Origin of the sequence: Actinotignum timonense (assembly GCF_002860685.3) — a bacterium.
In the GTDB taxonomy this organism is placed as follows: Bacteria; Actinomycetota; Actinomycetes; order Actinomycetales; family Actinomycetaceae; genus Actinotignum; species Actinotignum timonense.
Map to the genome: position 1 here is coordinate 623,712 of NZ_CP136960.1, position 25,225 is coordinate 648,936.

Below are 25,225 nucleotides of genomic sequence, written 5' to 3' on the forward strand. Positions count from 1 at the left end.
TCACGAAGGTGGCCGAGCTGGACACATTACAATTAATGAACCGAACGATCTTGTAAGCCGCATTGCTCACTTCTTTCACTGTGTTAGAAACCGGTGGCGGAGCCACGTATGTATCGGTTCATACAGGCTGTTTCACCGTCGCGGTCCTACATGTATATCTTGAATTTACAATAAATGAATTGTGGTAGCAATAGATATTTGCTAGGTGGAACGGATTGTGGTGCTGAATGATGGCCCCGGCCCCGGCCTGGCGTCGTGAATGCGTCGTCGTGCCACACGCATGCCCGGCCTGGGGCCGCGCCTGCCCCGCTGCGCCGCTCACACACACCCCGCGCCGCAAACCAGCCCGCAGCATACCACCACTGGCCCGCACCTCAGCCACCGCGTCCACCTGGTATTCCACCATGCGCCCCGCCTTTGAATCCGCGCGGTTGCTTGTCTACCATTGTCACGCGGCGTTTCGGCGTCGTGCAGTTTTATCTATTCGAGAAGAGAACGAAAAGAGAAGGAAGTCATGCCACGCACTAGTTTTGGCAGCGCCGGCCACGGCGCATCCACCACCGCCCGCACCTCGCTTGCGAAGTGCGCCGCCGCCATGGGGTCCTTGGCTATTCTCGCGGGGATGATGGGGGCATGCACCAAGAGTAGTGATGAGGCTGCCGCCACCTCCGCTCCCGCTACCTCACCTGCCGCTAGCTCCGCCGTCGTCACTCCCGGCGCTTCGGAAACCCCGCCGGAAAAGCTCCCGGCAGTCATCCCGAACCCGGCCCACCCGCAAAGCGCAACCGAACTTCTGAGCACCCTCACAGTTGCCGAACCTTCCGCCACCGATAAGGCTGATCCGGCGAAGTTCGGTCCTAATGCGGCCGATCTGAACGAAGACGAATGTAACGTCTACACGGACATTCTGCGCCGCGACCTCGTGAACGTGGGCGTGCAGCCCGGCACCTCCGGCTGCGGCATCGCTTACGGCACCCTGGTGGATAGCTACACCGGCAATATGGTTGATTACGCGCGCCCGGAAGCCGGCACCAAGACCGTGGTGGTGGACCGCATCGTCAGCCTCGATAACGCCTGGGCTTCGGGCGCCAACCAGTTCACGGACGAGCAGCGCGCCGCTTTCGCCAGCGACCCGCGCAATATGCAGGCCGTCTCCGCGGACCAGGCCAAGGAGAAGGCCGGGCGTTCCGCCGCCGAATGGGTCCCCGCGAACAAGAACTTCACCTGCCAGTACGTCGCGCGGCAGATCGGTGTGAAGGCCACCTACGGGCTGACCGTCACCCAGGCCGAACACGATGCTTTCGCCCAGTACTTGCAGACCTGCCCGAACCAGCTGGTTCCCGGCTGGGAAGGCCCGGCGGGTAAGTAGCCTGAGGGCAGTAGCCAGATAGCCACACAGGCAAGCACAAAAGTGGCCGGGGGCGCGCAGCTCCCGGCCGCTTGCCGTATGATCACAAACGGTGCGTGACCAGCAACCGGAAGGACATGTATGACCTCGCGTTTAAGGCTCAATCCTGATTTCGACGACGCCGCACATACCGTCCCGGTCTCCCTCAGCGAACGTCACCCCGGCACCCCGCACACCGCCCTGCCCGCCGCCATCCTCGCCGGCGAAACGCAAGTAACCGGGACCACCGGCGAATCCGGGAAGGAGGAGACCCGCGCAAATCCCCTGGGGGTATGCGATATGTTCCGGGTGGGGATAGGCCCGTCGTCGTCGCATACGGTGGGGCCCATGCGCGCCGGGCTGCATTTCGCAACGCTGCTGGCCGCCCGCGCCCCGGGCGCCCGCATCACGAGCCTGCGCGTGGATCTTTTCGGTTCCCTCGCCGCCACCGGGCGCGGGCATAATACCGACCGCGCGGTTCTCCTCGGACTGTCCGGCTACAGCCCGGAAAATGTGTCCATCGCGGTGGTGGACGGCATGGAAGCCGCTATCGATTCTTCCGGAACCCTCACCGTGCCCGGTTTCGAACCCACACCGTTCGTACGCGAGCGCGATATTATTTTTCGCCCGCGTGATATTTTGCCCTACCACGTAAATGCGTTAACTTTGCGCGCCTGGGCGGGCGAGGAGCTCCTCGCTGAACATACGTATTATTCAGTGGGCGGCGGTTTCGTGATGGAAGAGCTGGGCGATCCGGCCGAACCGCGGGTGGCGCCGCTCGCCACCGAAGAACAGGCCGACGCCGCACAGACCGCGGTCCCCTACCCATTTTTCACCGCCGCTCGGCTGCTGGAGCTCTGTTCCGAAACTGGCATGCGCATTTCTGAACTCGCGCTCGCTAACGAAACCGCGCTGCGCCCGCAGCCGGCGGTTATCGCCCATATGGATCGGGTGCACGCGGTCATGGACGAGGCCATTAAAGCCGGGATTGCCACGGAGGGCACGCTTCCGGGCGGGCTGCGCGTGAAGCGGCGCGCCCCCGGGCTGGCCCGCGAGCTGGAGGAAAAAACCGCGGCGGGGCACCGGGCGGACCAGCTGGAAGCCCTCGGGTGGGTGAATCTTTTCGCCCTGGCGATCAACGAAGAAAATGCGGCCGGCCACCGGATTGTCACCGCGCCGACGAACGGCGCGGCCGGCGTCGTTCCCGCGGTCCTCACGTATTATGAACGTTTCGTGCCCGGGGCCACCCGCGAGGGAATGTATAATTTTTTGCTCGCCGGGGCGGCCATCGGCGGAATTATTAAGACAAATGCGTCCATTGCCGGGGCGGAAGTGGGCTGCCAGGGTGAAGTCGGTTCAGCATCAGCAATGGCGGCTGCCGGTTTCGCGGAAGCCCTGGGCGGCACCCCGGCCCAAGTGGAAAATGCCGCGGAAATTGCTATGGAGCATTCTCTTGGCCTCACCTGCGATCCGGTGGGTGGCCTGGTGCAAATCCCGTGCATCGAACGCAATGCCATGGCCGCGGTGAAATCCATTAATGCTGCCTATATCGCGCTGTGGGGCGACGGCTCCCACACCGTCTCCTTTGATACCGTGGTGGAAACCATGCGCCAAACCGGGATGGATATGCTCTCGAAATACAAGGAAACCTCGGAGGGCGGGCTCGCGGTCAATGTGGTGGAGTGCTAGCCGTACCGTGCGGCATCTCCGAAATGTGACGTAGCGCAAGCCCCGTCCAGTCCCATTAGGTGGAACTTAGTTCCATAATAGATGTATGAACGACTGCCGCGGCATGCCGCCCATTCGGGGTGGCCGGCCGCGCGCCACTGACAAGGGGTTGGAATGTTTTCTGGTGTGTATTGCCCGTCGGTCACGTTGATCGACGATTCGGGCGCGATTGATTATCCGGCGATGGCTGCCCATATTGATCGTCTTGCCGAGTCCGGGCTCAACGGGGTGCTCTTCTTCGGCTCGATTGGGGAGTTTTTCTCTTTCTCTACCGAGGAGAAGGCCGAGTTCTTGAAGTTCGCGGTCAAGCAGGCCGCGGGGCGTTTCCAGGTGCTGGCCGGGGTGAGCGCGGCGCGTTTGGGTGAGGTGCTGGAGAATATCGCGGCTGCTGAGGTGGCTGGTGTGGATGGCGTGGTGGCCCTCCCGCCCTTCTATTTCGGGCATTCGCACGGGCGGGCCCTTGATTTTTATGACGCGGTTGCGGGCGCCACGCAGCTTCCTGTGATGCTTTATAACTTCCCGGAGCGTACGGGTGCGGATTTGAGTCCGGAGTTGGTGGCTGAGCTGGCCGCCCGGCACGAAAATATTGTGGCGCTCAAGGATACGGTGGATACCCAGAGCCATACCCGGCGGGTGATTCGTGAGGTGCGGAAGGTGCGCCCGGATTTCGCGGTGCTTTCTGGTTTTGATGAGTATTACATTGGGAATCGGGTATGTGGCGGGGCCGGGGTGCTCTCTGGCCTGACGAATTTGATTCCTGAGGTGTTTGCGGCGATGCATGCGGCTTATGAGGCCGGGGATGTTACGCGCGCGGCCACGGAGTTGGGGAAGATTACGCGTTTGGCTGCGGTGTATGAGATCGGTGATATTTTCATTGCTGCGATTAAGGAGGGGGTGCGTTTGTGCGGGGTGGAGTGCTCGCCGTTGATGCGTGCCCCGCAGGTCCCGTTGAGCGCGGAGGATTCGGAGAAAATCGCGACGCTGCTGCGCGACGTACGCGCATAAATAAACGCGCATTAGGTACTGCTCGCTAAATATAGCGCGCTGAATGCCGCGCATTAAATACGACGACGCCCGGGGCGGGCGGAAAGTCCGCCCACCCCGGGGCCAGCCGGCCATTGTGTTCCTTGCCCACACCGTTGCTCGGGTGTTTCGCAGTCATCGGCGACTGTCGCAAAAACGCAGAATCGACGGTCGAAAAATAGCCCGCCCTCCGATTGAAACATTGCTTAAATACTGCACTGACGTGTATGTTAATAATGTATCTAATATGAGATACCCTTCTCCGCAAGAATTTCGCCAAGTTGCGTCGCTGATGACGGAACTCCGAATGTGGCAAGAATTGAAGCGCCGTGAGATAAGGAGGTGAGCCAATGTGGTGGCGTCTATTTCCAGAGGGGTTGTGGGCTGGAATCCTGGTAGCCCTCGCTGCCAATCTTGAGCAGGGGGGATGGACTGGCATCCCGGTTATTCTTGAGGCCGTTCTTCTGGTTCCTGTAACGCTGTGGAGTTTTTCTTGGCGGCGGCGGGAAGGTCTCACGGAAATCCTCCACGCGGGATTCTATATGGCAAGTGCAATAGCACTGCTCGTAATACAGAATTCGTCATGGACGCGATTCGCCGTCGTTATCCTCGTAGTGGGCTATGCGGTCGGCTATAAATATCGGAGGGAAAACCTCGCTATAGGAAGCGAAAATTAGTACCCTTGGGGCGTGATTGTCAGCGTATAGCCGTCAATCACGCCCCAGTTTTCTCTAGGTTCGACTGCGAGATGAACTGTTGTTCATCTCGATGCGGCTCGCAGTTGCCGAACGGTTGAGGGGTGCGTTCCCGTTAGGGCCGCTTACCGACTTCGAAGGTATTAACCGTCCAGGCGCGTAGCTGATCGGAAAGTGTCACGCCGAGGCCGGGCCGGTCAGAAACAATCATGCGGCCGTCCTTGATTTCCATGTGCTCATTGAAGAGCGGATCGAGCCAGGTGAAGTGCTCCACCCACGGCTCCAGGGAATAGGTGGCCGCCAGATGGGAATGGATCTCCATGGCGAAATGCGGGGCGAGCTGCAGGCCGGCATGCTCGGCCAGCTTCGTCAGCTTGAGGAACTCCGAAACGCCACCCACGCGCGGAGCATCCGGCTGAATGAAATCGCAGGAGTGATTCTCGATAAGCTTGACGTGCTCGGCCACCGAAGCGAGCATCTCACCGGTAGCAATCGGGGTGATGAAACGCCGCGCAAGCTCCGCGTGGCCTTCGTAATCGTAGGCATCCAGCGGTTCCTCAATCCACACCAGATTGAATTCTTCCAGCCACTCGCACATGCGGTTTGCGGTGGGGCGATCCCACTGCTGATTCGCGTCCACCATGAGCGGGAAGTCATCGCCCAGCGCCTCGCGCACCGCCTTGACGCGGGTGTAATCCACCTGGTGATCCGGGTGGCCCACCTTGATCTTGATGCCACCAATACCCTTCTCTTTGGACGCCAGCGCATTCTCAATCACTTCTTCCAGCGGCGAGGAAAGGAAGCCGCCGGAGGTGTTGTAGGTACGGATGGAATCCCGGTGGGCGCCAATAAGCTTGGATAGTGGCAGCCCGGCCCGCTTTGCCTTCAAATCCCACAGGGCCACATCAATGGCGGCAATGGCTTGCACCGCCACCCCGCTACGCCCCACCGAAGCCCCGGCCCACAGCAACTTCACGCGCAGCCGGTCAATATCATTGGGATCTTCGCCGATGAGGTTATCGGCAACCTCGGAAGCGTGGGCGAATTGGGCCGGCCCACCCGCCCGCTTCGAATACGAAAAACCAACTCCGGAATGACCGTCGGTTGTTTCAATCTCGCAGAAAAGGAAATTCACCTCCGTCATGGGCTTTTGCCGCCCGGTGAACACCTTCGCGTCAGAAATCGGGTTGTTCAGTGGCAAAATAACGTGGGAAAGCTTCACGTGTGCGATGGTATCCCGGCTCACAATATGCTCCTTTGCCTTGGGGTCTGCCTGAGATATGCCGGAAAGACGCCCGTGTAGTGGTATACACACGACGCCATCATATTTACCGGCAGTACAAGTATCTACACATGTAGACCGGTGTAAATGTGACATAAGTCCCCAGGCGGTGCACTTTCGCGGCCAATAGGGAGATATCCAGGTGGTGGCGGCGTCGTCGTTAGGCCTGAGTTGGTTCACGTTAGTCAAGTTTTCGAAACTGGCTGATGAGAACAGCGAGATCGCCCGGGATAGGTAGTGGCAACGGTATAGAAGTTATCCACAGAATCCTCAAACGTCACCCTTATCCACAGGGCTGCGCATAGGTCTTTTTTACGCTTCCACGCCATGCGAGAATGACGGAAAAGGACGGAGGTAACCACATGACAGTCATTATCGGGCGAACCTACACCTCGCTGGAAGAAATTCTGGAGCGGAAAGAAGAGATTCTGCGCGAGGTCAGAATGACCCGGGAAGAATTCGACCTACGCGCTGATAATTACCTGCTCGGCGAAAAAGAAGCAAAGCTCTATTTCGAATTGGACGGATTAGATTACTTCGAGAAGTTGGCTCGCTATGGCCGTGAACCGTGATCATCCAAGTGAGAGCCTGGAGTTCCAGGCCGAAAGATTTGCTGACCACCTCGGAAAGATAAGCAGTTTTCTAGATGAAAATTCTTCAGTAAGTATCGAGTCGGTGGTGCTGAGCGAAGCGCCTGGAAAACGAATCAGTGGCCGCATAGCTTTCCCACGCAACCCGCTTGTGCTATTTGACTATCGAGTTTTTCTCGATCCGGAGAGTGGTTTTCTCACGGTCGATCAATCAACATTTTCAGTGATCCGCGGACACGAAGGGCGGGAGCCTCTGGTGCGCTGGGATTACATTCGCTCACCACGTTCGAATATTCCTTGCGCGCATATCCAGATACATTCGCACGGCGATGAATGGACACATGCTTTGCTCCTGAGCGGTCATGACTCCCGCCGGGCACGCCGGCGCATCAAGAACGAGGCCCGCACTCCTCGTATTGCTAATGTTCATCTCCCGGTAGGCAGGAGCAGGTTCCGGCCCTGCCTCGAAGAGATTCTTCTTTTCGTGATCGATGAGTTCGGAGCAGCATGCACACCGCAAGCACGCGATGCACTCCATCGAGGAATCCGGGAATGGGAGAAGATCCAGTTACGCGTCGCGGTGCGTCATGACCGCGCCGTCGCACTCGAAGCTCTCGAAGAGTGAACCACCCATCCATTCTTCTCTCTGCTGTATGAACGCGACTACGAGCGTGAGCAAACGGCTAACGCGCGCCACAACACTACCGCGCCGCTGAATCTGCGCTATGCAATCGGCGCGGAACCCCCGCTACGCAAACGCCGCAGCGCCCGCGCCGCGGAACCCCCGCTATGCAATCGGCGCGGAATCGAGAATCCGATTGACGGCCGTGCGCATGGCAGCCGCGAGCTCCGCTTCGCGTTCGGCACTCCAGCGCACGCTAGGAACCGAGCAGGAAATGGCGTCGCGCACCGGGCTTTCGTAAGGGAGGGAAAATGCCACGCAATGCAGGCCGAGGGTATTTTCCTCGTTATCAATGGCGTACCCGCGCGCGGCGGTTTCCTTGAGGTTCTTGCGCAGCTGCGCCGGCGAGGTGATCGTCCGCGCGGTCAGCTCCACCAGTTCCTCCGGAATGTCCTCGGGGCGGTGGGCCAACACGGCTTTGCCCAGCCCGGTGGCTGCGGCGGGCAGGCGGCGCCCCACGCGCGAATAGGTGCGGGTGGACCGATCAGATTGCTGAGTAAGCAGATACACGATTTCCGCATTGTCGAAACGGCCCATATGGAAGGTTTCCCCGTGCTCCTTCGCCAGGTCCACCAGAATCGGGCGCACAATCCGCACGTAAGGATCCGCATCAATATAGGCCGTGCCCACGGTGAGTGCGCGAATGCCCAGCATATAGCGATCCGTGGAGGTAGCCTGCACCCATTCGGCGTCGATGAGGGTGCGCAGCAGCGCGTAGGTGGAGGAGCGTGGCGCATCTAACTCCGTGCAGATTTCCGCCAGACGCGGCGGGTCGGCAATGCGCCTGCCGAGGAATTCGAGCAGGTCAACCGTGCGCGAGGCAGATTTTACGGGGCGAACACCGCCACTATGTGTGCTTGTAGCTCTCAAACGAATCCAACACCTTCGTAGCCGCGGTACCACGGCGAGCGGTGAGACGCCACGCGCTGTGGGGTACCTCAGGGATGCCACGGTACCACGATGATTTCTTCCATTTCTCTAGGTTCCATAGTAAAGGACAGCGCAACAAGTTCCCCGGAACTGCGCCGCTGCACACCTGTGTCGCTCCGCATACCTCAGACGTTAGTCCCAGCCTGTAGTACCGCAATCGCGTTTTAATACTGGCGTCTACATACGTAGCTGACTGTCCACAAAGTTTCGAACTTCGTTGCTGAAGTCGAAACTGAAGCCGCAACCAAGGAGAACTATGGAGTTCCATGCAGAAGGCGTGATTCCCGCTCTCGTCACTCCCTTAGATCGCGAAGGAAACTTGCTGGAGCAGGGTCTGCGCGACGTCATTGACTACACGATTACCAACGGCGTGCACGGCATTTTCGTGCTCGGCAGCTCCGGCGAAATCTACGGCCTCGATAATGCCCAAAAGCGCCGCGTTGTTGAAATCGCCGTGGAGCAAGCCAATGGCCGGGTCCCGGTCTACGCCGGCGCCTCGGAAATTACCACGCGCGATTGCATTAAAACCGCGCATATGGTCCAAGAAGTGGGCGGGGTATCCGCTCTTTCGGTCCTCACCCCCTACTTCATGACCCCCACCCAGTCCGAACTGGTCGAACACTACAAGAACATCGCGGCGGAAACCGATCTGCCCATTCTGGTGTACTCCAACCCGGGCCGCACCCAGGTCCCGGTGGCACTCACAACCATGCTCGAACTGGTGGACGTCCCCAATATCATCGGCATCAAGGATTCCGCCGGGAACCTGACCCTGACCGGGGACTATATCCGCGAACTCCCCGATGACTTCGATGTGATTATGGGCCGCGATACCCTCATTTACCCGGCTCTGTGCCTGGGAGCCGCCGGCGCCATCGCCTCCACCGCGAATATTGCGCCCAAGCTCGTTTCCAGCATTTACAACGAATACCGCGCCGGCAACCGCGAACGCGCCCTCGAATTGCAAAATGCGCTCTCGCCGCTGCGCAACCTCGTGGACGTGGCCACCTTCCCGGTGGTCCTCAAAGAAGGCCTGCGCATGGCGGGTGTGGAAGCGGGCTACTGCTTCGCACCGGCCCGCGAACTCGCCCCCGAATTCCGCCCGGCGCTCGAAAAGGCCGTCGAAGCGGTCACCAATATCTAAGCCGCTCGCGGCTCAACATGCCGCGCGGTTCTGCCGGTACCTGCGGCGTAGCTGTGCCTGTGGCACGCCTCGCCGCGCGGCTACCGCAGCGCCGCATCCGGCTCTCTCAGTGATGAGATTGGAAACTAAGGAAAAACCATGCCACTAGTAATCCTCGCACTTGGCATTGCTCTTCTCCTGTTCCTCATGATCGTGCTGAAGATGAATGGCTTTATTGCCCTCGTCATCGTCTCGGTCGTGGTGGGCATGGCGCAGGGTATGCCTCTCCTGGCAACCGTCGATGATAAGGGTGAGAAGGTCAAGGGACTCCTTGACATCATCCAATCGGGCGTGGGCGGGCAGACCGGTAAACTCGTGCTGCTCCTCGGCTTCGGCGCCATGCTCGGCGTTTTCATGGCGGATATGGGCGCGGCGAACCGCCTTGCCACCACCATGATTAACAAGTTCGGAATCAAGCATTCCCAGCTCGCGATTGTTATCGTGTCCTTCCTCGTGGGTGTTGTGCTCTTCTACGAGACCGCCTTCGTGATCATTATTCCCATCGTCTTCGCCGTGTGCCGGGCCTACAAGATCCCGGTCATGTGGCTGGCGATGCCTATGGCGATCGCGCTGTCCACGATGCACTCCTTCCTTCCGCCCCACCCGGGCCCCTCGGCCGTGGCGAATATGTACGACGCCTCCATCGGCCTGACCATGCTTTACGGCCTTATCTTCGCCATTCCGCTGGGCGCCGTGGTCGCGATCATGTGGCCGCGCCTGCCCTTCGTCAAGTCCGTGACCGCCCGCCCGCCGGCCGGCCTGGTCAACGAAAAGGAATGGACCGACGAAGAAATGCCGGGCTTCTGGGCCTCCCTGTGCATCACCGCCCTCCCGGTTATCCTCATCGGCGGGCACGCCATCCTCGAGGTGACCCTGGGCCACGAGCACGCGGTCACCAAGGTGATGGCCTTCATCGGTCACGACTGGTTCGCCCTCATGATCTCCCTGCTGGTGGCGGTGGCCTACTTCGGCCTGGTCCGCAAGGTGGCGATGGATAAGATCATGGCGTCCTGCGCGGCTTCGGTGAAGTCCATCGCGATGATCGTCTTCATCATCGGCGGTGGCGGTGCCTTCGCGGCCGTGCTCAAGAACGGCGGCATTTCCGATTACATTCTTTCCATTACCGAAAACCTCAGCCTCTCCCCGATTATTATCGCCTGGCTTATTGCCGCGCTTATGCGCGTGGCCCTCGGTTCGGCTTCGGTGGCCGTGGTGGCCGCGGCCGGTATCGCGGTGCCGATGATCGCCGGCGGCGGGGTGAGCCCCGAAATCATGACCCTGGCAACCGCGTGCGGTTCCATTATGGCCTCGCACGTGAACGACCCCGGGTTCTGGATGTTCAAGGAATTCCTCGGGCTCTCGGTGGCGGAAACCATCAAGGTCCGCACCACCTACACCTCCCTGCTCTCTGTGCTCGGCCTGGGCGCCTGCCTGTTGCTGAGCCTCGTGGTTCCGGCTTAACGCTGGAGAAATAGGGGGTACGACGGCGCAGCTTGGCCGCGCCCCACCCTCGCGAGGAATGGTGTGCATGGAAAACGGCGCAAAGAACGGCGCATAAAAACGGAGCGCCCCACCCCACGTGACACGCTCCGCCCGTTGGAAACACCAACCTGACGATCATACAAAAAGGAAGGAAAAACTCCATGAAGATCGGATTTATCGGTCTTGGCATTATGGGCAAGCCCATGGCGAAGAACCTCCTCAAGGCCGGCCACGAACTCTTCGTGAACGACCACAATGCCGAAGCTGTTGCCGAGGTGGTGGAAGCCGGAGCGACCGCCGTTGCCAATGGTAAGGAAGCGGCGGAGAAGGCCGAACTGGTCATCACCATGCTTCCGAATTCCCCCCACGTCAAGGCGGTGGCCCTGGGCGAAGGCGGCATTATCGAAGGCGCTCGCGAAGGGCTCATCTACGTTGATATGTCTTCCATCGCGCCCCTCGCCTCGCGCGAAGTGGCCGCGGGCCTGGAAAAGGCCGGCGTGCGGATGCTGGACGCGCCGGTGTCCGGCGGCGAACCGAAGGCCATTGACGGCACCATGTCCGTGATGGTCGGCGGTGAAGAAGAGCTCTTCAACGAGGTCAAGGACGTGCTCGGCGTAATGGCCGGGGATGTTACCTACGTGGGGCCCATCGGGGCCGGCAATATTGCCAAGCTGGCCAACCAGGCCATCGTGGCGATCAATATTGCCGCCTGCGCCGAAGCCTTCACCATGGCCCAGAAGGCCGGGGTGGATCCGGAAGCCGTGTACCGCGCCATCCGCGGCGGGCTGGCCGGCTCCACGGTGATGGACGCCAAGGTTCCCATGATGCTGGCTCGCAATTTCAAGCCGGGCTTCCGCATCAACCTGCATATCAAGGACCTCAATAACGTGATGGACACCGGCCGCGGGGTCAATTCCGCGCTTCCGCTCACCGCCCAGGTGCGCGAGATGATGTCGGTACTCGAGGGCGATGACCATGCCGGTGAGGACCACTCCTCCCTCGTGCGCTTCTACGAGAAGCTCGCGAATATCGAGCTGCACCCGGGCCTGCCCGAGTAAAGCACCCGCCGGCCGCGGGTATGTGACTCCTAGCCACGCGGCCGGCATGATGCGGCTGGCTACCGCGCCGGCCCGGCCGGAAAGGAACCTCCCCTGACCGGCCGGCCGGCGGCCAGCTGGCGGCGTCGTCGTATTACCCGCACTACACGTACCACCCACGTACCCACCCGCGCCGCGCACCCAATTCGCGCAGCGCCCAAACAAGAAAGACAACGATGTCAGTTCCCACAATTAAGAAAATCGATGTTTACCCGGTTGCCGGCCACGACTGCATGGAACTCAACCTCTCGGGCGCGCACGGCCCCTACTTCACCCGCAACGTGGTGGTGATGGAAGATTCCAGCGGAAACGTGGGTATCGGCGAAGTTCCCGGCGGTGAGAAGATCACCCGCACCATCGAGGACGCCAAAGATATCGTGCTGGGGCGTTCCCTCGCCGATTACAATAATTTCCTGCGTGAAGTGGGGCAGCGCTTCGCGGATCGCGATGCCGGCGGGCGCGGCCTGCAAACCTTCGACCTGCGCACCACCGTGCACGCCGTCACCGCGCTGGAAGCAGCCACCCTGGACCTCTTCGGTCAGTTCCTCAACGTGCCGGTGGCTGCGCTCCTGGGCGAAGGCCAGCAGCGCGACCAGGTGCGGGCCCTCGGCTACCTCTTCTACGTGGGCGACCCGGATAAAACGGACCTGCCCTACCTGCGCGAAAAGGATTCGGATGTGGAATGGTACCGCATCCGCCACGAAGAAGCCCTCACCCCCGAAGCGATCGTGAAATTCGCGGAAGCCACCCACGATCTCTACGGATTCCAGGACTTCAAGCTCAAGGGCGGCGTGCTGGAAGGCGCCGAAGAAATGAAGGCGATTGTGGCCCTCAAGGAACGCTTCCCCGAGGCCCGCATCACCCTCGACCCCAACGGCGCGTGGTCCCTCAAGGAAGCCATCGAGCTGTGCAAGGACAAGGTCGGCATCCTCACCTACGCCGAGGATCCCTGCGGTGCCGAAAACGGGTTCTCCGGCCGTGAGATCCTCAACGAGTTCCGCAAGGCCACCGGCCTGCCCACCGCCACCAATATGGTCAATACCGACTGGCGCCAGATGACCCACTCGCTGACCCTGCAATCCGTGGACATCCCGCTGGCCGACCCGCACTTCTGGACGATGCGCGGCTCGGTGCGCGTGGCCCAGCTCTGCCACGATATGGGCATGACCTGGGGCTGCCACTCCAATAACCACTTCGATATTTCCCTGGCCCAGATCGCCCACTGCGGCGCGGCGGCCCCGGGCGAGTACAACGCGCTGGATACCCACTGGATCTGGCAGGAAGGCGTGGAGCGCCTCACCAAGGAACCGCTGAAGATCGTGGACGGCAAGCTCACGATCCCGCAGCGCCCGGGCCTGGGCATCGAACCCGATATGGACCAGATCCTCGCGGCGCACGAACTTTACAAGGAGAAGGTGGAAGGCGGCGGGGCGCGCAACGACGCCATCGGCATGCAGTACCTCATCCCCGGCTGGAAGTTCGACAATAAGAAGCCAGCACTGGTGCGCTAAGTCGGCGACCGCATACGCTAGTTCCTAGCAACCAGTGTTCCTATCGCGCGGGGTGCGCGGGCGCGGGTTTTCTCCATTTCCTCGCGTTCGCGTGCCCCGCGTATGTTCTATAGCTTTAGCATCAACGTGAAAGGCTCTGCCATGAAAATTGTGTGCTGCCCCGATAGCTTCAAAGAATCCATGACGGCGGCCCGGGCGGCCGCGGCGCTCGCGGCCGGGGCGCGGCGGGCTATTCCCGATGCGCAGTGCGTGGAGGTTCCCATGGCGGACGGCGGCGAAGGTTTCGCCCGCGCCATTGCCGATGCGCTGGGCGCGCGGGTGATCACGCTTCCGGTGGCCGGGGTGCGCGGGGCTACCGTGACGGCCGAGCTGGCGCTCGCGGGGGAGCGTGCCATTTTTGAAAGCGCCGCCGCGGTGGGGCTGGACCAGCTGCGCCCCGAGGAGCGCGATATTCGCCGCTCGGATAGCACCGGGGTGGGGCAGCTTATTGCGCGGGCGCTTGACGAGGGCGCCACCGAAATTCTGGTGGGCCTGGGCGGTTCCGCCACGAACGACGGCGGTGCCGGGATGCTCGCCGCACTCGGCGCACGTTTTTACGACGACGCCGCCACCGAGCTGGGCACCACCCCGGCGGAAATGGTGCGGCTGGCGCGTGCGGACTTCAGTGGACTGGATTCGCGCCTGGCCGGCGTGACCATCCGGGTGGCATGCGATGTGGATAATCCGCTGCTCGGCGAGCGCGGGGCTTCCGCGATTTACGGGCCGCAGAAGGGCGCTTCACCGGAGGATGTGGAATTCCTGGACCGAGTGCTGCGTAATTTTGCGACCGTTGCCGGGAAGATGGACGTGCAGGAGACACCGGGCGCGGGGGCGGCCGGCGGCCTCGGTTTCGCGTTTTTGCTGCTGGGTGCCAGCCTGGAATCCGGGGTGGATCTGGTGATGGAAACCGTGGGGCTGGCCGAGGCGATGGCCGGCGCGGATCTGGTCCTGACCGGGGAGGGCGCCATGGATCGCCAAACCCTCATGGGTAAAACGCTTTCCGGGGTGGCGCGGCTCGCCGCGGCGGCTGGTGGCGGCGGTAAACATACCGGCGGCGCCAAGCCCACCGGCGTGCCGATTATTGCTTTCGCGGGGAAACTCGGCGAAGGCGTCGAGGACCTGTACGAGCACGGCTTCGTTGGTCTGGTGCCGATTGTTGATCGGCCCTGCACGCTTGATGAGGCGCTCGCGGAGGGCGCAGCGAACCTGGAAAACGCCGCCGAGCGCGCCCTGCGCCTCTACGTGGCCGGCCAGCGGGCATAATTTCGCGGTGGCGGCCGCTAGATTAAACCATCCATGACCCCTGGCGTAAACAAGTGTTAACGTAGGGCGAGGAGGAATCATGGACTCTACTCAAATGAGCATTGAAGAAATGGCGAACTGGTTTGAGAACTGCACGCTGGCAGACTTCGATACCGTTGAGGCCAATACGGCTGCTATTGCACTGGAAAAAGCCCGTATAGCAACTCAGCAAGCGCAGTTAGCATCACTTGAAGCGGTGTGTAAAGCTCGCGAAAACGGTCTTACATGGGAGCAGATCGGAGGGCATCTCCATCTTTCCCGGCAGGGCACTTTCCAAAAATACGCCCATAAAATCGCTTCCTAAAACGCGCATTTAGCCCCGGTCTTTCCGAGGGTTCCGTAAGCCGAGGATCCGTAAGTCGAACCTCAGGAGTAACACCGGCACCTGAGGTGGCACTATGTGTTTGCTGAGCTGTACTTCGTATGTACAACATCGGCAGTACATCTCGGAAAATACATACCGGGTCCGGCGGCCTGCACCCCGGCCCCCGCGGATATAAAAAGGAGCAAGATCCTCTTCATGGCATTTCCTCGTTCGGGCCGGTGGGGTAAAAATATACCAACGAGTTGAGTGTCACATGCTAGGGGTAAGGAGACCGCGGTGAAGCAATATAAACGAAGGCTGATTGCCGCAGGTTTTATGTTCCTCGCTGGTCTCCTTGCCTCGTGCTCCACCCAGGAAGGTCCATTTCGACTTTCGCCGGGAGAACCTATTCCGGGAGATTTTATATGCTCCGTTGAATCCTTTTACGACACTGTCTCTATATGGCAAGATGTGGACGATGTTCATGTCTTGACGTACACCAAAGTGGATGTTAAACCTGACGAACCTCACCGCTACAAAGTAACGTCTCCCCGAGAGCTTACTGCTGATGATGTCAAAGTTACGTGGTACGGAGACGAGTTCGGTAAAGACGAAAAAGACCCCTTTAACGGCAATACTCTCTCAGCGCGTATCGTTATCACGGTTGACGGCACAGTTATATTTGATCACCTCGAATCTTTTGTGGAAAACAGACCCGAGTAGTTGTGTCGTAGTTATTATGGCCATTCCTAAGGATACGATTCACAACCACACTGCCACCTACTGAACGACGACGACGGGGGTGGTACATCGCGCGCGATGTACCACCCCCGTGGCTTAGGCGCAGGGCTTGCCTAGCGGTCGGTGCGGATGCGGCGCCAGGCCAGAATTCCGAGGCCGGCGAGGAGCGCTGAGCCCGCGAGGGCTGCTCCGGTGCGGGCATCGCTGCCGGTGCGCACAATCCGCGGTGGATTAGCTGGTGGTGTACTCGGCGGAGTCGTAGCCGGAGGCGTGCTGGCCGGCGGAGTTACCGGAGGAGTACTCGGCGGAACCGTGGGCGGAGTCGTCGGGGGAGCCGGCGGCGTCGTGGGCGGCGCCGGCGGAGTGGTCGGCGGTACCGGCGGCTCGGTTGTGGGCGGTGCCGGCGGAGTGGTCGGCGGTACCGGCGGCTCGGTTGTGGGCGGCGCCGGGGGTGGCGTAGTAGGCGGGGGCGGGGTCAGGGTATTGACCACCGTCACCGCGCGGTGAATAATGCCGTCCGCGCCAGGAGCTTCGGGAGTGCCGGGCTCAGCCGGCACCGGCACAATCTCGCCAGCTCCCTTCTCGCGCAGCCCGTACACGTAGGCCACGCCTTCCGCATTGGCGCGGGGAAGCCCGGTGAGGGTGCGCGTCCAGTTATCGACCTTCGTCACGGTGAAGCTCTGCACCACCTCGGGGTTGGTGAACTCCGCGCTGGTATCGCGCAGTAGCTCGAATTCCACCTGCTCGGGCTGTGCCGCGCCCGGCACCGGATCGCTCGAATCGCGGTAGGCCCACTGTTTCGTCACCGTAATATCCACCGGCACGGGAACCTCATTAGCCACCTTCCCGAGGAACCACACCTCGGGCGGGGCCATGCCTTCCTCCAACTTCGGCCGCGCGGGCAACTCTTCCCCACGCTGCACCAGCAGCTGCGACGGTTCCAACACCTTGGTTTTCAGCACCTTGCCGGCCGCGTCCAGCTCCTGCACCGCGTACACATAAAACTCCCCGGCATCGTTGCGGATCGGCAAATCAGTGAAGCTCTTCGTCCACTCCTCGCCAGCCGTCACGCTGAATTCATGCACCACCTGTGGGTTCAGGAGCTCAGCGGACGTATCGGAGACCAGGCGCATCGACACGCTCGATGAGGCAATATCCGAAGGACGAGCCGGTACCGGACTGGGCGCGTTGCCCGCTGGCGGCGTCGTCGTTTCATAGAACCACTGTTTCGTGACCGTTGCCTGCGCGCGACCCCACGTGCCGAAAATAACCGAGCCATTCGTGCCGATACCCGCACCGCGCGGCGCGGCGTTACCCGTAATGACCAGGCGCGCAGCACCGCGGGCCGCGTTCTTAGCGGGATCGGAAACCACGGCGGCGAAGCCCTCGTTGGAAATACGGCGCCCCTTGACGAGCTGCGGGTAGGGCCGCTGGTCCGGGGGCAGGCCCAGCTGCGCCGGATCGAAGCGGGCACCTTCGTTGTCCTGGTAGTAATCCACCAGGCCGCCGCCGATGATGCTATCCGAAAGCCACACCGGCGCGGAGCTGACCGAACCGAGGTTATCGTGCGCGAGGTCGGCGCCGTAGCGCTTGGCTGTATTGCCGAAAACAGCGGCGCCGTTATCCACGTGGACTTCCACGTTGCCGGTGGGGCAGGTCCAGATCCCACCGCCAATTCCCGAAGCGGCGTTTTCCGTCACCAGAGTATCGGCGAGGTGCAGCGTGTAATTGGCGGTAGCAACGTAAACACCGCCGCCCTGCTGACCTGCCCTATTGCCGCTGATCGTGCCGCCATTGAGTAGCACCTTGTTGGACACCACGTTCACGCCGCCGCCGGTGCGCCAGCTGGAATTGTTCGAAATGGTGCCGGCGTTCATGGTGAAACCACCCGGAGAAAGCTCGGACCATTGTTCACGGGTGAAACCCCAGTTCATGCCGTCGCCGGGGATTTCTTGCCAGGTGCCATCAGCACCCCAGGTGTAGAGGTTGAACGTTCCCACGCCACCACCGTTGGGGGCGTTATTGGAATCGATGGTGCCACCGTTCATAGTGACATCCGCGTTGCCGAAAGCGAGAATGCCGCCGCCGGAGAAAGAGGCGCGGTTACGCGAAATGGTGCCGTCATTGACCGTGATATAGCTGCGGGTGCGAGCGGAGTTTTCGGGGGTGGCATCGGATTTAGACCACAGCCACGTGAATGCGACCATCCCGCCCGCGAAACCGGAATTTTCCGTGATGGTGCCGCCGTTGATGGTGACTTTCCCACCTTTGTAGAGGCCAATCCCGCCGACTTCACCGTAACCTTGAGAATCGATAACGCGAGCTTTGCCCTTGCTGACCTCCCCGCCGTTCATCACGAAGGTGGCGCCCTCGGTCACCGCGATATTAGCCGCGCCGTACTGGACAGCGCCGGGATTATCCAGCTCACGATGATTATCGGTGACTTTCCCGCCGTTGAGGGTGAAACTGGCGTTTTTCCCGCTGACGGTTATCGCGCCCTGGTAGGTCTGCTTCGCCCCGCGCACCCCGGAGAACTCCCCGCCGTTAATCGTGAGGCTGCCGCGCACATCCAAAAGGGTGCCGCCGCCCGGGACCCATTCGCCGCGGCTCAGCAGGTGGAAAGTTCCGCCGTCGTAATTATCGAAGGTGAGCGCGGCGCCGGCCGGCACCTGCACCATCACGCCGGTGAAGCCATCCTCGCGGTTGAGGCCCGACGTGGTGGTGCCCCACGGGGCGCGGGCGCCATTGACCAGCTCGATATCCGCGCCGGCGGGAATCTTCAGGGGTTGCGTGAGCATCGTGTCCGTGGCGCCCAAAATAATACGGGTGGGCGTGGTTCCGGCCTCGCGAATGCGTTGGGTGAGGAGGGCTTCGGGGCAGGTCAAGTCATTGGGATCTTGCGAACATTGCACGACGGCGCGCGGCGACGACGCCGCATCGGCCGCGGGGCTGGTATCGCTGGTATTGGCCGTGGTGCTGGTATCGCCGGTATCGGCGGCGCGGGCCGGCCCCGGAGTGATCCATATCAGCGAGCCAAGAATAAGGAAGAGAACCGCCAGGAAACTCAGGAGCGCGCGGGAGCGCGGCTGGCGGGTGGAGAGCGGGCGCGGGTTTCGGCCGGGTAAAAGGCGGCGCGGCATGAGTTACTCCTTGACCTCAGCAGCTGCGATGCTGCGACGATACTTCAAGTTGAAAACCGGAACAATATTATTATTTATTTTAGTACTTTGAGCAGTTTCGCGCTCAGGACTTAGGTATGCGCAAAAATATGCCCGATGCCACAAAGTAGACAATAAAAGTTTGCCAAAAATTTGGAAAACGTCGATACGATTCATTACAGATTGTTATGGCAGGGGTCCTCATCATTGCTGCTATAGCAACAAGTCACATCATGATGGAATATGCCATCACATTTTCACGCAAGGAAGCTCGATGAATCGACATTTCACGATGCCACGGGCGTCACGGCGGTCGCTTATTGCGCTGCTGTGTACCGCCCTTCTTCTGAGTTTGGGATGGGGAGCGCTCCCGCAAGCCTCCGCAGCTCCCGCAGCAGGTACCCTCACTCATGTCTCCCTCGGTATTACCGGGGATGATACCTACGGCGATTACGATACCAACGCAAAAAATGGGAAAGTTGGGTACGGATCGCGCGTCTCATTCCAGTGGGCCTTCGTAGCATCTGATGCTACCTCCGCCACCATCTCACAGACTCTCCCGGAAGGGTGGAGTTGGGAAATTGGCCCCGGGCTTGACGCCGTGCTGGGCGGAACCGCGAACGGTGTGGAACGCTCCTACACCGTGAGCGCAGATGGCCGCACTCTCACCGCTACCGTGAGTAATGAGGGCGGTTCCGGCACCGCTGCTGTGGTCATCCAACCGATTATTGCGCGGCCGGGCACCGGAGTGGGCCCGGGCAGCACCTACAGTCCCGAACTGAAGGTGACCGACGCGCAGGGGGAGCGCACTGTTCCGGTATCTGGTGATCTCACCTCCGTTGAAGTTGTTGGGCAGCTTGACTTCGATCTTGGGCACGGCCGTGATCCAGTTGATGATACGGGTACCTACCGCGGGGAAGGCCCCTATAATTTCGGCTCCGGCACGGAAAAAGGCAATCTCTTCGGTTTCACGCCGAAGTACAGTTTCCCCTTCTCCGATAGGTGGACGTTTGAGAAACCTCTCACCACCGCGGTCACATTTACGATCATGGTGCAAGAACCCGGCGCTAATGCTCCGCGCCCCTTCATTCCGGAGCGGTGGGCAGTTGCGCCGGTGCGGTCGGGGATCACTGCCGAAAAAGGGGACTCCTTCGGAAAATTCACTCTCACGGGAGCCCAAGCCCGGGATCGAAATTCCGCTGCTTATGTGCAATACCGAGTGTGGATTCCCGCTTCTGAGTTTGCGAAATTGGCTAATAAGACGGTGGTTACTTTCAGCAGTTCCGTCACTCCGGTCAACCCGCGGGGCAGTTCTGCGTCGTCGCCCTCACAACCTCTCCACGAAACAAACCCGCTCAATAATACTGAAACCCTCACGTGGACAATCGACCGGCCTACGGAAGGGCGGCTCCTCACAGATACCAATCAGCGTTACGGCAGGCATCCAGAGGGAGCCGACCCGGACGCGATGCGGGCAAGGCCGAGCTTGGGGCACAACGGCGTTGTGCCGCCGAATACTCCGTATGCACTCATCGGCGTTGCTTACCAGTATCTGGATAACACCCGCCTGGGCGGTCAGTACGAAAGCGTGGGCTCGGTCGATAACCAGGTCACCCTCAACGCGGGCAATCCGGCTTACCAACGCATGGATCCGCGCACCGCGCGCCTGTTCGTAAAAACCAGCGATATCCCCGGGGACCCCTACCCCAAGGGCATGCCCGGCGAAACAGCGAACGGCTACTATGAGATTCCAAAATCGGATTATGACCTGTACGTGCGGGCCGGTGCCCCAGGTAGCCCGGAGCTGCGGGAATTCCGCCCACTATCCGAGTATTCGGGCGATTTTAGCGACGTTTATGCGTTGCAAGCCCGCCCCAAAGTGAATAATGGCAATCTGCTGTCCGTGCGCACAGGCCCATCCGCTGCGCGAGAGCGCTACCATATGTACTTCACAGTCCAAGCGGTGGCAAGCTCGGACGCGGTTTTTGTTGATGACGGTATCAGCTTCTCCGTGGATATGCGGTCGAAGTACCAGGGAAGAAATCAATATAAAGGTACCGGAGGGCGCATTTTCGTCGCGGTTGGAGAAGCTCGTTTTAGGTCATCTTTGTTCACCGATATTAATCCGGACGGATCTGCTGGCAACCGCGTCACGGTAGCGAAAACAAATAATAAGTATCGCTACACTGTCCGCCCGGAAACCTTCCTCGTCCCCAACTCTCCGCAAACGACTGCCGCACACTCTCAGGTGCTCATGTGTATTCCCGCGGAAGTAGTGGATGTGGATCTGTCTCCCGTGGACGCCGCCACGTGGAGGGGGAGCAAGGCTTCCGATGCGAATCTCTGCGCGGATGGGCGCACCCCGTACCTCTTCGATTACGTGGCCAATGGCGGCAAACTTCCGGTGGGCCAGCAGCTGCCCGAGATTCCCATCAATCTGCACATAGGGCCCTATTTACCCGAATCCGGCCAGCTCAATCTGGATTCCTATTTCCGCGGGGATGACCTTCGGAAGTGGTATTGGAGGGATGTGATCGATCAGGCCGGCTGGCAGGCCCAAACCTCCACCGATGTCACTATGGTCCTGGTTGCCGGAGCGAATTACCTCAAGACGCTCCGCACTCCCAACATCCAGCGCAATGAACCGGCGTCCTACCTCGTGGAAATGTACAACACCACCATGGATTCCATGGGGCACGCGATTTTCGTGGACGAACTGCCCTACGTGGGCGACGGACGCGGCACCACCGTGACCCCGATCCTTACCGGGGTGGAACGCCTCCAGGGCGAGGCCGCCAATGTGCGAGCCGAATACACCACGGCGCCGCACGGCACCATCGGGGCCGCTCCGGCGGAGGGCATCACCTGGCAAGAACTGACGGCTTCCGCGGACCTCAGCCAGGTCACGGCACTGCGTTTCATCATCAACGATTTCGCTACCGGGCTGGCCGGCGGCGCGCGCTACGCCCTTACCCTGGACGCACCGCAGGCGGAAGCCGGCGCGGTCATCGCCAACACCATGACCGGCCTGCTGCGCACCACCTCGCATTCCCCGCTCCCGCTCACCGCGGGCGAACCGCAAAGCGCTACGGTGGTTGCCGCAACTGTGAGCGGGCGAATTGCCGTGGATATTAACGACGACGGCGCCAGCGCGGATGACACCGCGCTGGCAGGTGCCACCGTGCGCCTCCTGGATGCCAGCACAGGTGACCCGGTCCTCAGCCCCAGCGGCGCTCCGATAGAAACAACCTCGGCAGCCGACGGCACCTATTCCTTCGACAATGTACTAGCCGGAACCTATCGCATCTCGGTCACCCCGCCTGCCCCGGGAGGCAGCGCGAGCTACGTGCCGAGCTACTCCCCGGCCGGTAAAGACGCAGCCACCAGTGCCGTGGTGACGGTGGCGCGGGCAGCTAAGTTGGACGGCCAAGACTTTGGTTTCTTCCACGCCCAGCCCGCCCTTGCTCTCACCAAGACGGCTGCGCTTGCCGCCGGTGATGCAGGCGCGAATGCGGCGGCCGGCGATACCGTGACCTACACCTTCACCGTCACGAATACCGGGAACGTGCCGCTTTCGCAGCTCACCCTGAGTGACCCGAAGGTAAGCGGCCTTGCTATGACATGGCCTGATGCCGCTCAGCAGGGCACGTTGGCGCCGGGCGCCGTCGCCACGGGAACCGCGCACGCCACTCTCACCCAAGCCGATATCGACGCGGGCCGCGTGGACAATACCGCGACAGTCACCGGAACCTCGCCGCAGAATACTTCGGTGCAGGCCACGGCTACGGTGACCACTCCGTTGCCCGCAGCCGGCGCCCTCGCGGTGACCAAGACGGCTACGCCGCCGGCAACTATCGCGGCCGGCGAGCAGGTCAGCTACACCATTGAGGTGAGCAATACCGGCAATGTCACCCTGAGTGACGTGACGGTGACGGACCCGCTGCTCGGCGGCACCGTGGGGGCGGTTTCCACGCTCGCACCAGGGGCACGCCAGCAGGTGAGCGGCAGCTACATCCTCACTCAGGCGGATATTGACCGCGGCGGCGTGGATAATATCGCCACGGCTACTGGCATCGACCCGAGCGGAACAGCGGTGAGCGCCCAGGGAACCGCCACCGTCCAGCTCCCCGAAGCCCCGGCGCTCGCGGTCACCAAAACCGCTACGTCGCCGGCAACTATCGCGGCCGGTGAGCAGGTGCAGTACAGCATTGCAGTGCGCAATACCGGCAATGTGACCCTGCATGGAATTGCTGTGAGTGATCCGCTGCTCGGCGGGAAACTCGCCACCATCACCACCCTGGCCCCGGGAACTATCGGCACGGTGAGCGGCAGTTACACCCTCACCCAGGCGGATATTGATTGCGGCAGCCTGGAGAACACCGCCACGGCCGCGGGTGCATCCCCGCACGGTACCGCGGTGGAGGGTAGTGGCACGATTACGACCCCGCTGCCCGGGACCGCGGTGTTGCGCCTGGTGAAAACGGCGACGACGCCCGCCCAGCTGCGTGCCGGCGAACCCGTGGAGTACTCCATTGAGGTGAGTAATAGCGGCAACGTGACCCTCAGCGGCGTCGTCGTATCTGATCCGTTGCTGGGCGGGGAACTGGGTACTATCACAACGCTGGCACCCGGTGCCTCTCAGCGCGTTACCGGAACTTATACGCTGACGCAAGCGGATGTGGACCGCGGCAGCCTGGAAAACACCGCCACGGCTACCGGTACGGATCCGCACGGAACAGCGGTCACAGCCAGTGATAGCGCTACCGTGAGCATCCCGGACGGCGCCCAGATCCAGGTGATCAAGCAGGGGAGCGTACCGGAGCGCGCGGGCGAGATGTTGCGCGCCGGTGACGAAGTCACCTGGACCTTTACCATCACGAACCGCGGCACCACCACGCTAAGTGGGGTGGCACTGCGCGATGAGCTTCCTGGCTTGAGCGCGGTGAGCTTTGGTGCGTGGCCCGGTGCGGCCGGGGTTCTAGCCCCGGGGCAGTCGGTGACCGCCAGTGCGACCTCGCCGGTCACTCAGGGGCTGCTTGATGCTGGCGTGGTGGAGAATACCGCGGAGGTGAGCGCGACATCGCCGCGTGGGTTGGAGGTGCGCGATAGTGCCACAGAAACCGTGGTGCTTCCGCAGAGTCCCTCATTCGCCCTGGTGAAAACGGGCAGCGTGGAGAAGGAAAACCCGCGCGCAGGTGATATTGTCACCTGGTCTTTCGCGCTGGAGAACACCGGAAATACCACCCTGCGCAACGTTGTTATTCAGGATGACTTCCCGGGACTGTCCGAGATTGAGTACAGCTGGCCGGGTGAGGCTGGGGTGCTCGCTCCGGGTGAGAAGGCCAGTGCGAGTGCAACCTCGGTGCTCACCCAGGAGCAGGTGGATGCGGGTACCGTTCGCAACGATGCCAGCGCCACCGGGGTGACCCCGGGCGGGGATACCATCACGAATAAGCCGGGCGACCCGGAAATTCCGGGCAGTGGCGGCCACGGTTCCATTACCATCACCGAACACCCGGGGATGACGATGGAGAAAACCGCGAAGGTGGATGGGGATGTCATCATCTACCGTTTCGAGGTGGTCAATACTGGAACGACGACGCTCACCGGCATCACCATCAATGACCCAATGGCCGGGCTGGGCCCCATCGAGTACAGCTGGCCGGGTGCGTCCGGGGTATTGGCTCCGGGAGAAGCGCTTCTAGCACACGCCCGGGCGAAGATCACCGCACCGATGCAGGGAACGACGGTAACCAATACCGCAACCGTCACGGCAGTGACTCCGGGTGGGGAGAAACTCACGGGTGTCACGGCGAGCGTGGACATCAAGGTTCCACCCGCCCCAGCATCGACGAAGCGGCTGAGCCATACAGGTGCTGAGCTCACAGCGCCCATCGTTCTCGCGATTCTCCTCCTGGCTGGAGGTAGCGCATTGCGGCGGCGAGAGAACGCCAGCTAAGCGCACCATTAAGGTGGCGGAACGCAGCTGAGTCGCATACAGCACGCAGGGCCCGGTCGGGATCGTGATCCCGGCCGGGCCCTGGTGTGCGGGTGGCGGCGCGGTGCACCGCTCGCCGCCACCCGGCCGCCG

General features: G+C 61.3%; 18 protein-coding genes. 14 read left to right on the plus strand and 4 right to left on the minus strand.

Annotation, left to right across the window (positions count from 1 at the left end; all coding sequences use genetic code 11):
* The first annotated feature begins 514 nt into the window (after positions 1-514).
* The 4 genes from CYJ17_RS02590 to CYJ17_RS02605 all read left to right on the plus strand — a co-directional run bounded on the left by CYJ17_RS02590 (position 515) and on the right by CYJ17_RS02605 (position 4,815).
* Positions 515-1,369, plus strand: a complete 855-nt coding sequence (locus CYJ17_RS02590; protein WP_087070102.1) for a GmrSD restriction endonuclease domain-containing protein — start codon at positions 515-517, stop codon at positions 1,367-1,369.
* A 120-nt stretch (positions 1,370-1,489) separates the two neighbouring features.
* Positions 1,490-3,076, plus strand: coding sequence for an L-serine ammonia-lyase (locus CYJ17_RS02595; protein WP_087070101.1), 1,587 nt, complete (start codon positions 1,490-1,492; stop codon positions 3,074-3,076).
* 153 nt (positions 3,077-3,229) lie between these two features.
* Positions 3,230-4,120, plus strand: coding sequence for a dihydrodipicolinate synthase family protein (locus tag CYJ17_RS02600; RefSeq protein ID WP_087070100.1), 891 nt, complete (start codon positions 3,230-3,232; stop codon positions 4,118-4,120).
* A gap of 368 nt (positions 4,121-4,488) precedes the next feature.
* Entirely contained in the window at positions 4,489-4,815 is a 327-nt protein-coding gene (locus CYJ17_RS02605; protein ID WP_087070099.1) for a hypothetical protein, read from the plus strand.
* A 133-nt stretch (positions 4,816-4,948) separates the two neighbouring features.
* Here the strand turns inward: CYJ17_RS02605 and CYJ17_RS02610 are convergent, their stop codons facing one another.
* Positions 4,949-6,079: an L-talarate/galactarate dehydratase gene (locus CYJ17_RS02610; protein WP_016442116.1), complete on the minus strand. Its 1,131-nt coding sequence runs from the start codon at positions 6,077-6,079 to the stop codon at positions 4,949-4,951.
* A gap of 398 nt (positions 6,080-6,477) precedes the next feature.
* Between CYJ17_RS02610 and CYJ17_RS02615 the strand changes: the two genes are divergently transcribed.
* Positions 6,478-6,687 (plus strand): hypothetical protein, encoded by a 210-nt coding sequence (locus tag CYJ17_RS02615; protein ID WP_087070097.1) that lies wholly within the window; start codon positions 6,478-6,480, stop codon positions 6,685-6,687.
* Complete coding sequence (locus CYJ17_RS02620; RefSeq protein ID WP_087070096.1) at positions 6,671-7,330, plus strand: hypothetical protein; 660 nt, start codon at positions 6,671-6,673, stop codon at positions 7,328-7,330. The genes CYJ17_RS02615 and CYJ17_RS02620 overlap by 17 nt, the downstream gene beginning before the upstream one ends.
* Positions 7,331-7,492: 162 nt before the next feature.
* Here the strand turns inward: CYJ17_RS02620 and CYJ17_RS02625 are convergent, their stop codons facing one another.
* Complete coding sequence (locus CYJ17_RS02625; protein WP_087070095.1) at positions 7,493-8,257, minus strand: IclR family transcriptional regulator; 765 nt, start codon at positions 8,255-8,257, stop codon at positions 7,493-7,495.
* Between the two features lie 316 nt (positions 8,258-8,573).
* Here CYJ17_RS02625 and dapA point away from each other — a divergent pair, with 316 nt between their 5' ends.
* The 7 genes from dapA to CYJ17_RS02660 all read left to right on the plus strand — a co-directional run bounded on the left by dapA (position 8,574) and on the right by CYJ17_RS02660 (position 15,958).
* Positions 8,574-9,461, plus strand: coding sequence for a 4-hydroxy-tetrahydrodipicolinate synthase (gene dapA, locus CYJ17_RS02630; protein ID WP_087070094.1), 888 nt, complete (start codon positions 8,574-8,576; stop codon positions 9,459-9,461).
* A 138-nt stretch (positions 9,462-9,599) separates the two neighbouring features.
* Complete coding sequence (locus CYJ17_RS02635) at positions 9,600-10,961, plus strand: gluconate:H+ symporter (RefSeq protein WP_087070093.1); 1,362 nt, start codon at positions 9,600-9,602, stop codon at positions 10,959-10,961.
* A 182-nt stretch (positions 10,962-11,143) separates the two neighbouring features.
* On the plus strand, positions 11,144-12,040 hold the full coding sequence (gene garR / locus CYJ17_RS02640; RefSeq protein ID WP_087070092.1) for a 2-hydroxy-3-oxopropionate reductase: 897 nt from the start codon (positions 11,144-11,146) through the stop codon (positions 12,038-12,040).
* Between the two features lie 215 nt (positions 12,041-12,255).
* Entirely contained in the window at positions 12,256-13,590 is a 1,335-nt protein-coding gene (locus tag CYJ17_RS02645; protein WP_087070091.1) for an enolase C-terminal domain-like protein, read from the plus strand.
* Positions 13,591-13,731: 141 nt separating this feature from the next.
* Positions 13,732-14,892 (plus strand): glycerate kinase, encoded by a 1,161-nt coding sequence (locus CYJ17_RS02650; RefSeq protein WP_101595695.1) that lies wholly within the window; start codon positions 13,732-13,734, stop codon positions 14,890-14,892.
* Positions 14,893-14,971: 79 nt separating this feature from the next.
* On the plus strand, positions 14,972-15,235 hold the full coding sequence (locus tag CYJ17_RS02655; protein ID WP_143231819.1) for a hypothetical protein: 264 nt from the start codon (positions 14,972-14,974) through the stop codon (positions 15,233-15,235).
* A gap of 297 nt (positions 15,236-15,532) precedes the next feature.
* Complete coding sequence (locus tag CYJ17_RS02660; RefSeq protein WP_087070089.1) at positions 15,533-15,958, plus strand: hypothetical protein; 426 nt, start codon at positions 15,533-15,535, stop codon at positions 15,956-15,958.
* Positions 15,959-16,089: 131 nt separating this feature from the next.
* Here CYJ17_RS02660 and CYJ17_RS02665 read toward each other — a convergent pair whose 3' ends face one another.
* Together CYJ17_RS02665 and CYJ17_RS02670 are read right to left on the minus strand one after the other, a co-directional pair.
* Positions 16,090-19,116, minus strand: coding sequence for a Cna B-type domain-containing protein (locus CYJ17_RS02665; protein ID WP_101595697.1), 3,027 nt, complete (start codon positions 19,114-19,116; stop codon positions 16,090-16,092).
* Between the two features lie 3 nt (positions 19,117-19,119).
* Positions 19,120-19,311 (minus strand): hypothetical protein, encoded by a 192-nt coding sequence (locus CYJ17_RS02670; RefSeq protein WP_143231818.1) that lies wholly within the window; start codon positions 19,309-19,311, stop codon positions 19,120-19,122.
* A 97-nt stretch (positions 19,312-19,408) separates the two neighbouring features.
* On the opposite strand from CYJ17_RS02670, the gene CYJ17_RS02675 reads away from it, so the two are divergent.
* Positions 19,409-25,093, plus strand: coding sequence for a DUF7507 domain-containing protein (locus CYJ17_RS02675; protein WP_101595700.1), 5,685 nt, complete (start codon positions 19,409-19,411; stop codon positions 25,091-25,093).
* Positions 25,094-25,225: the final 132 nt, after the last annotated feature.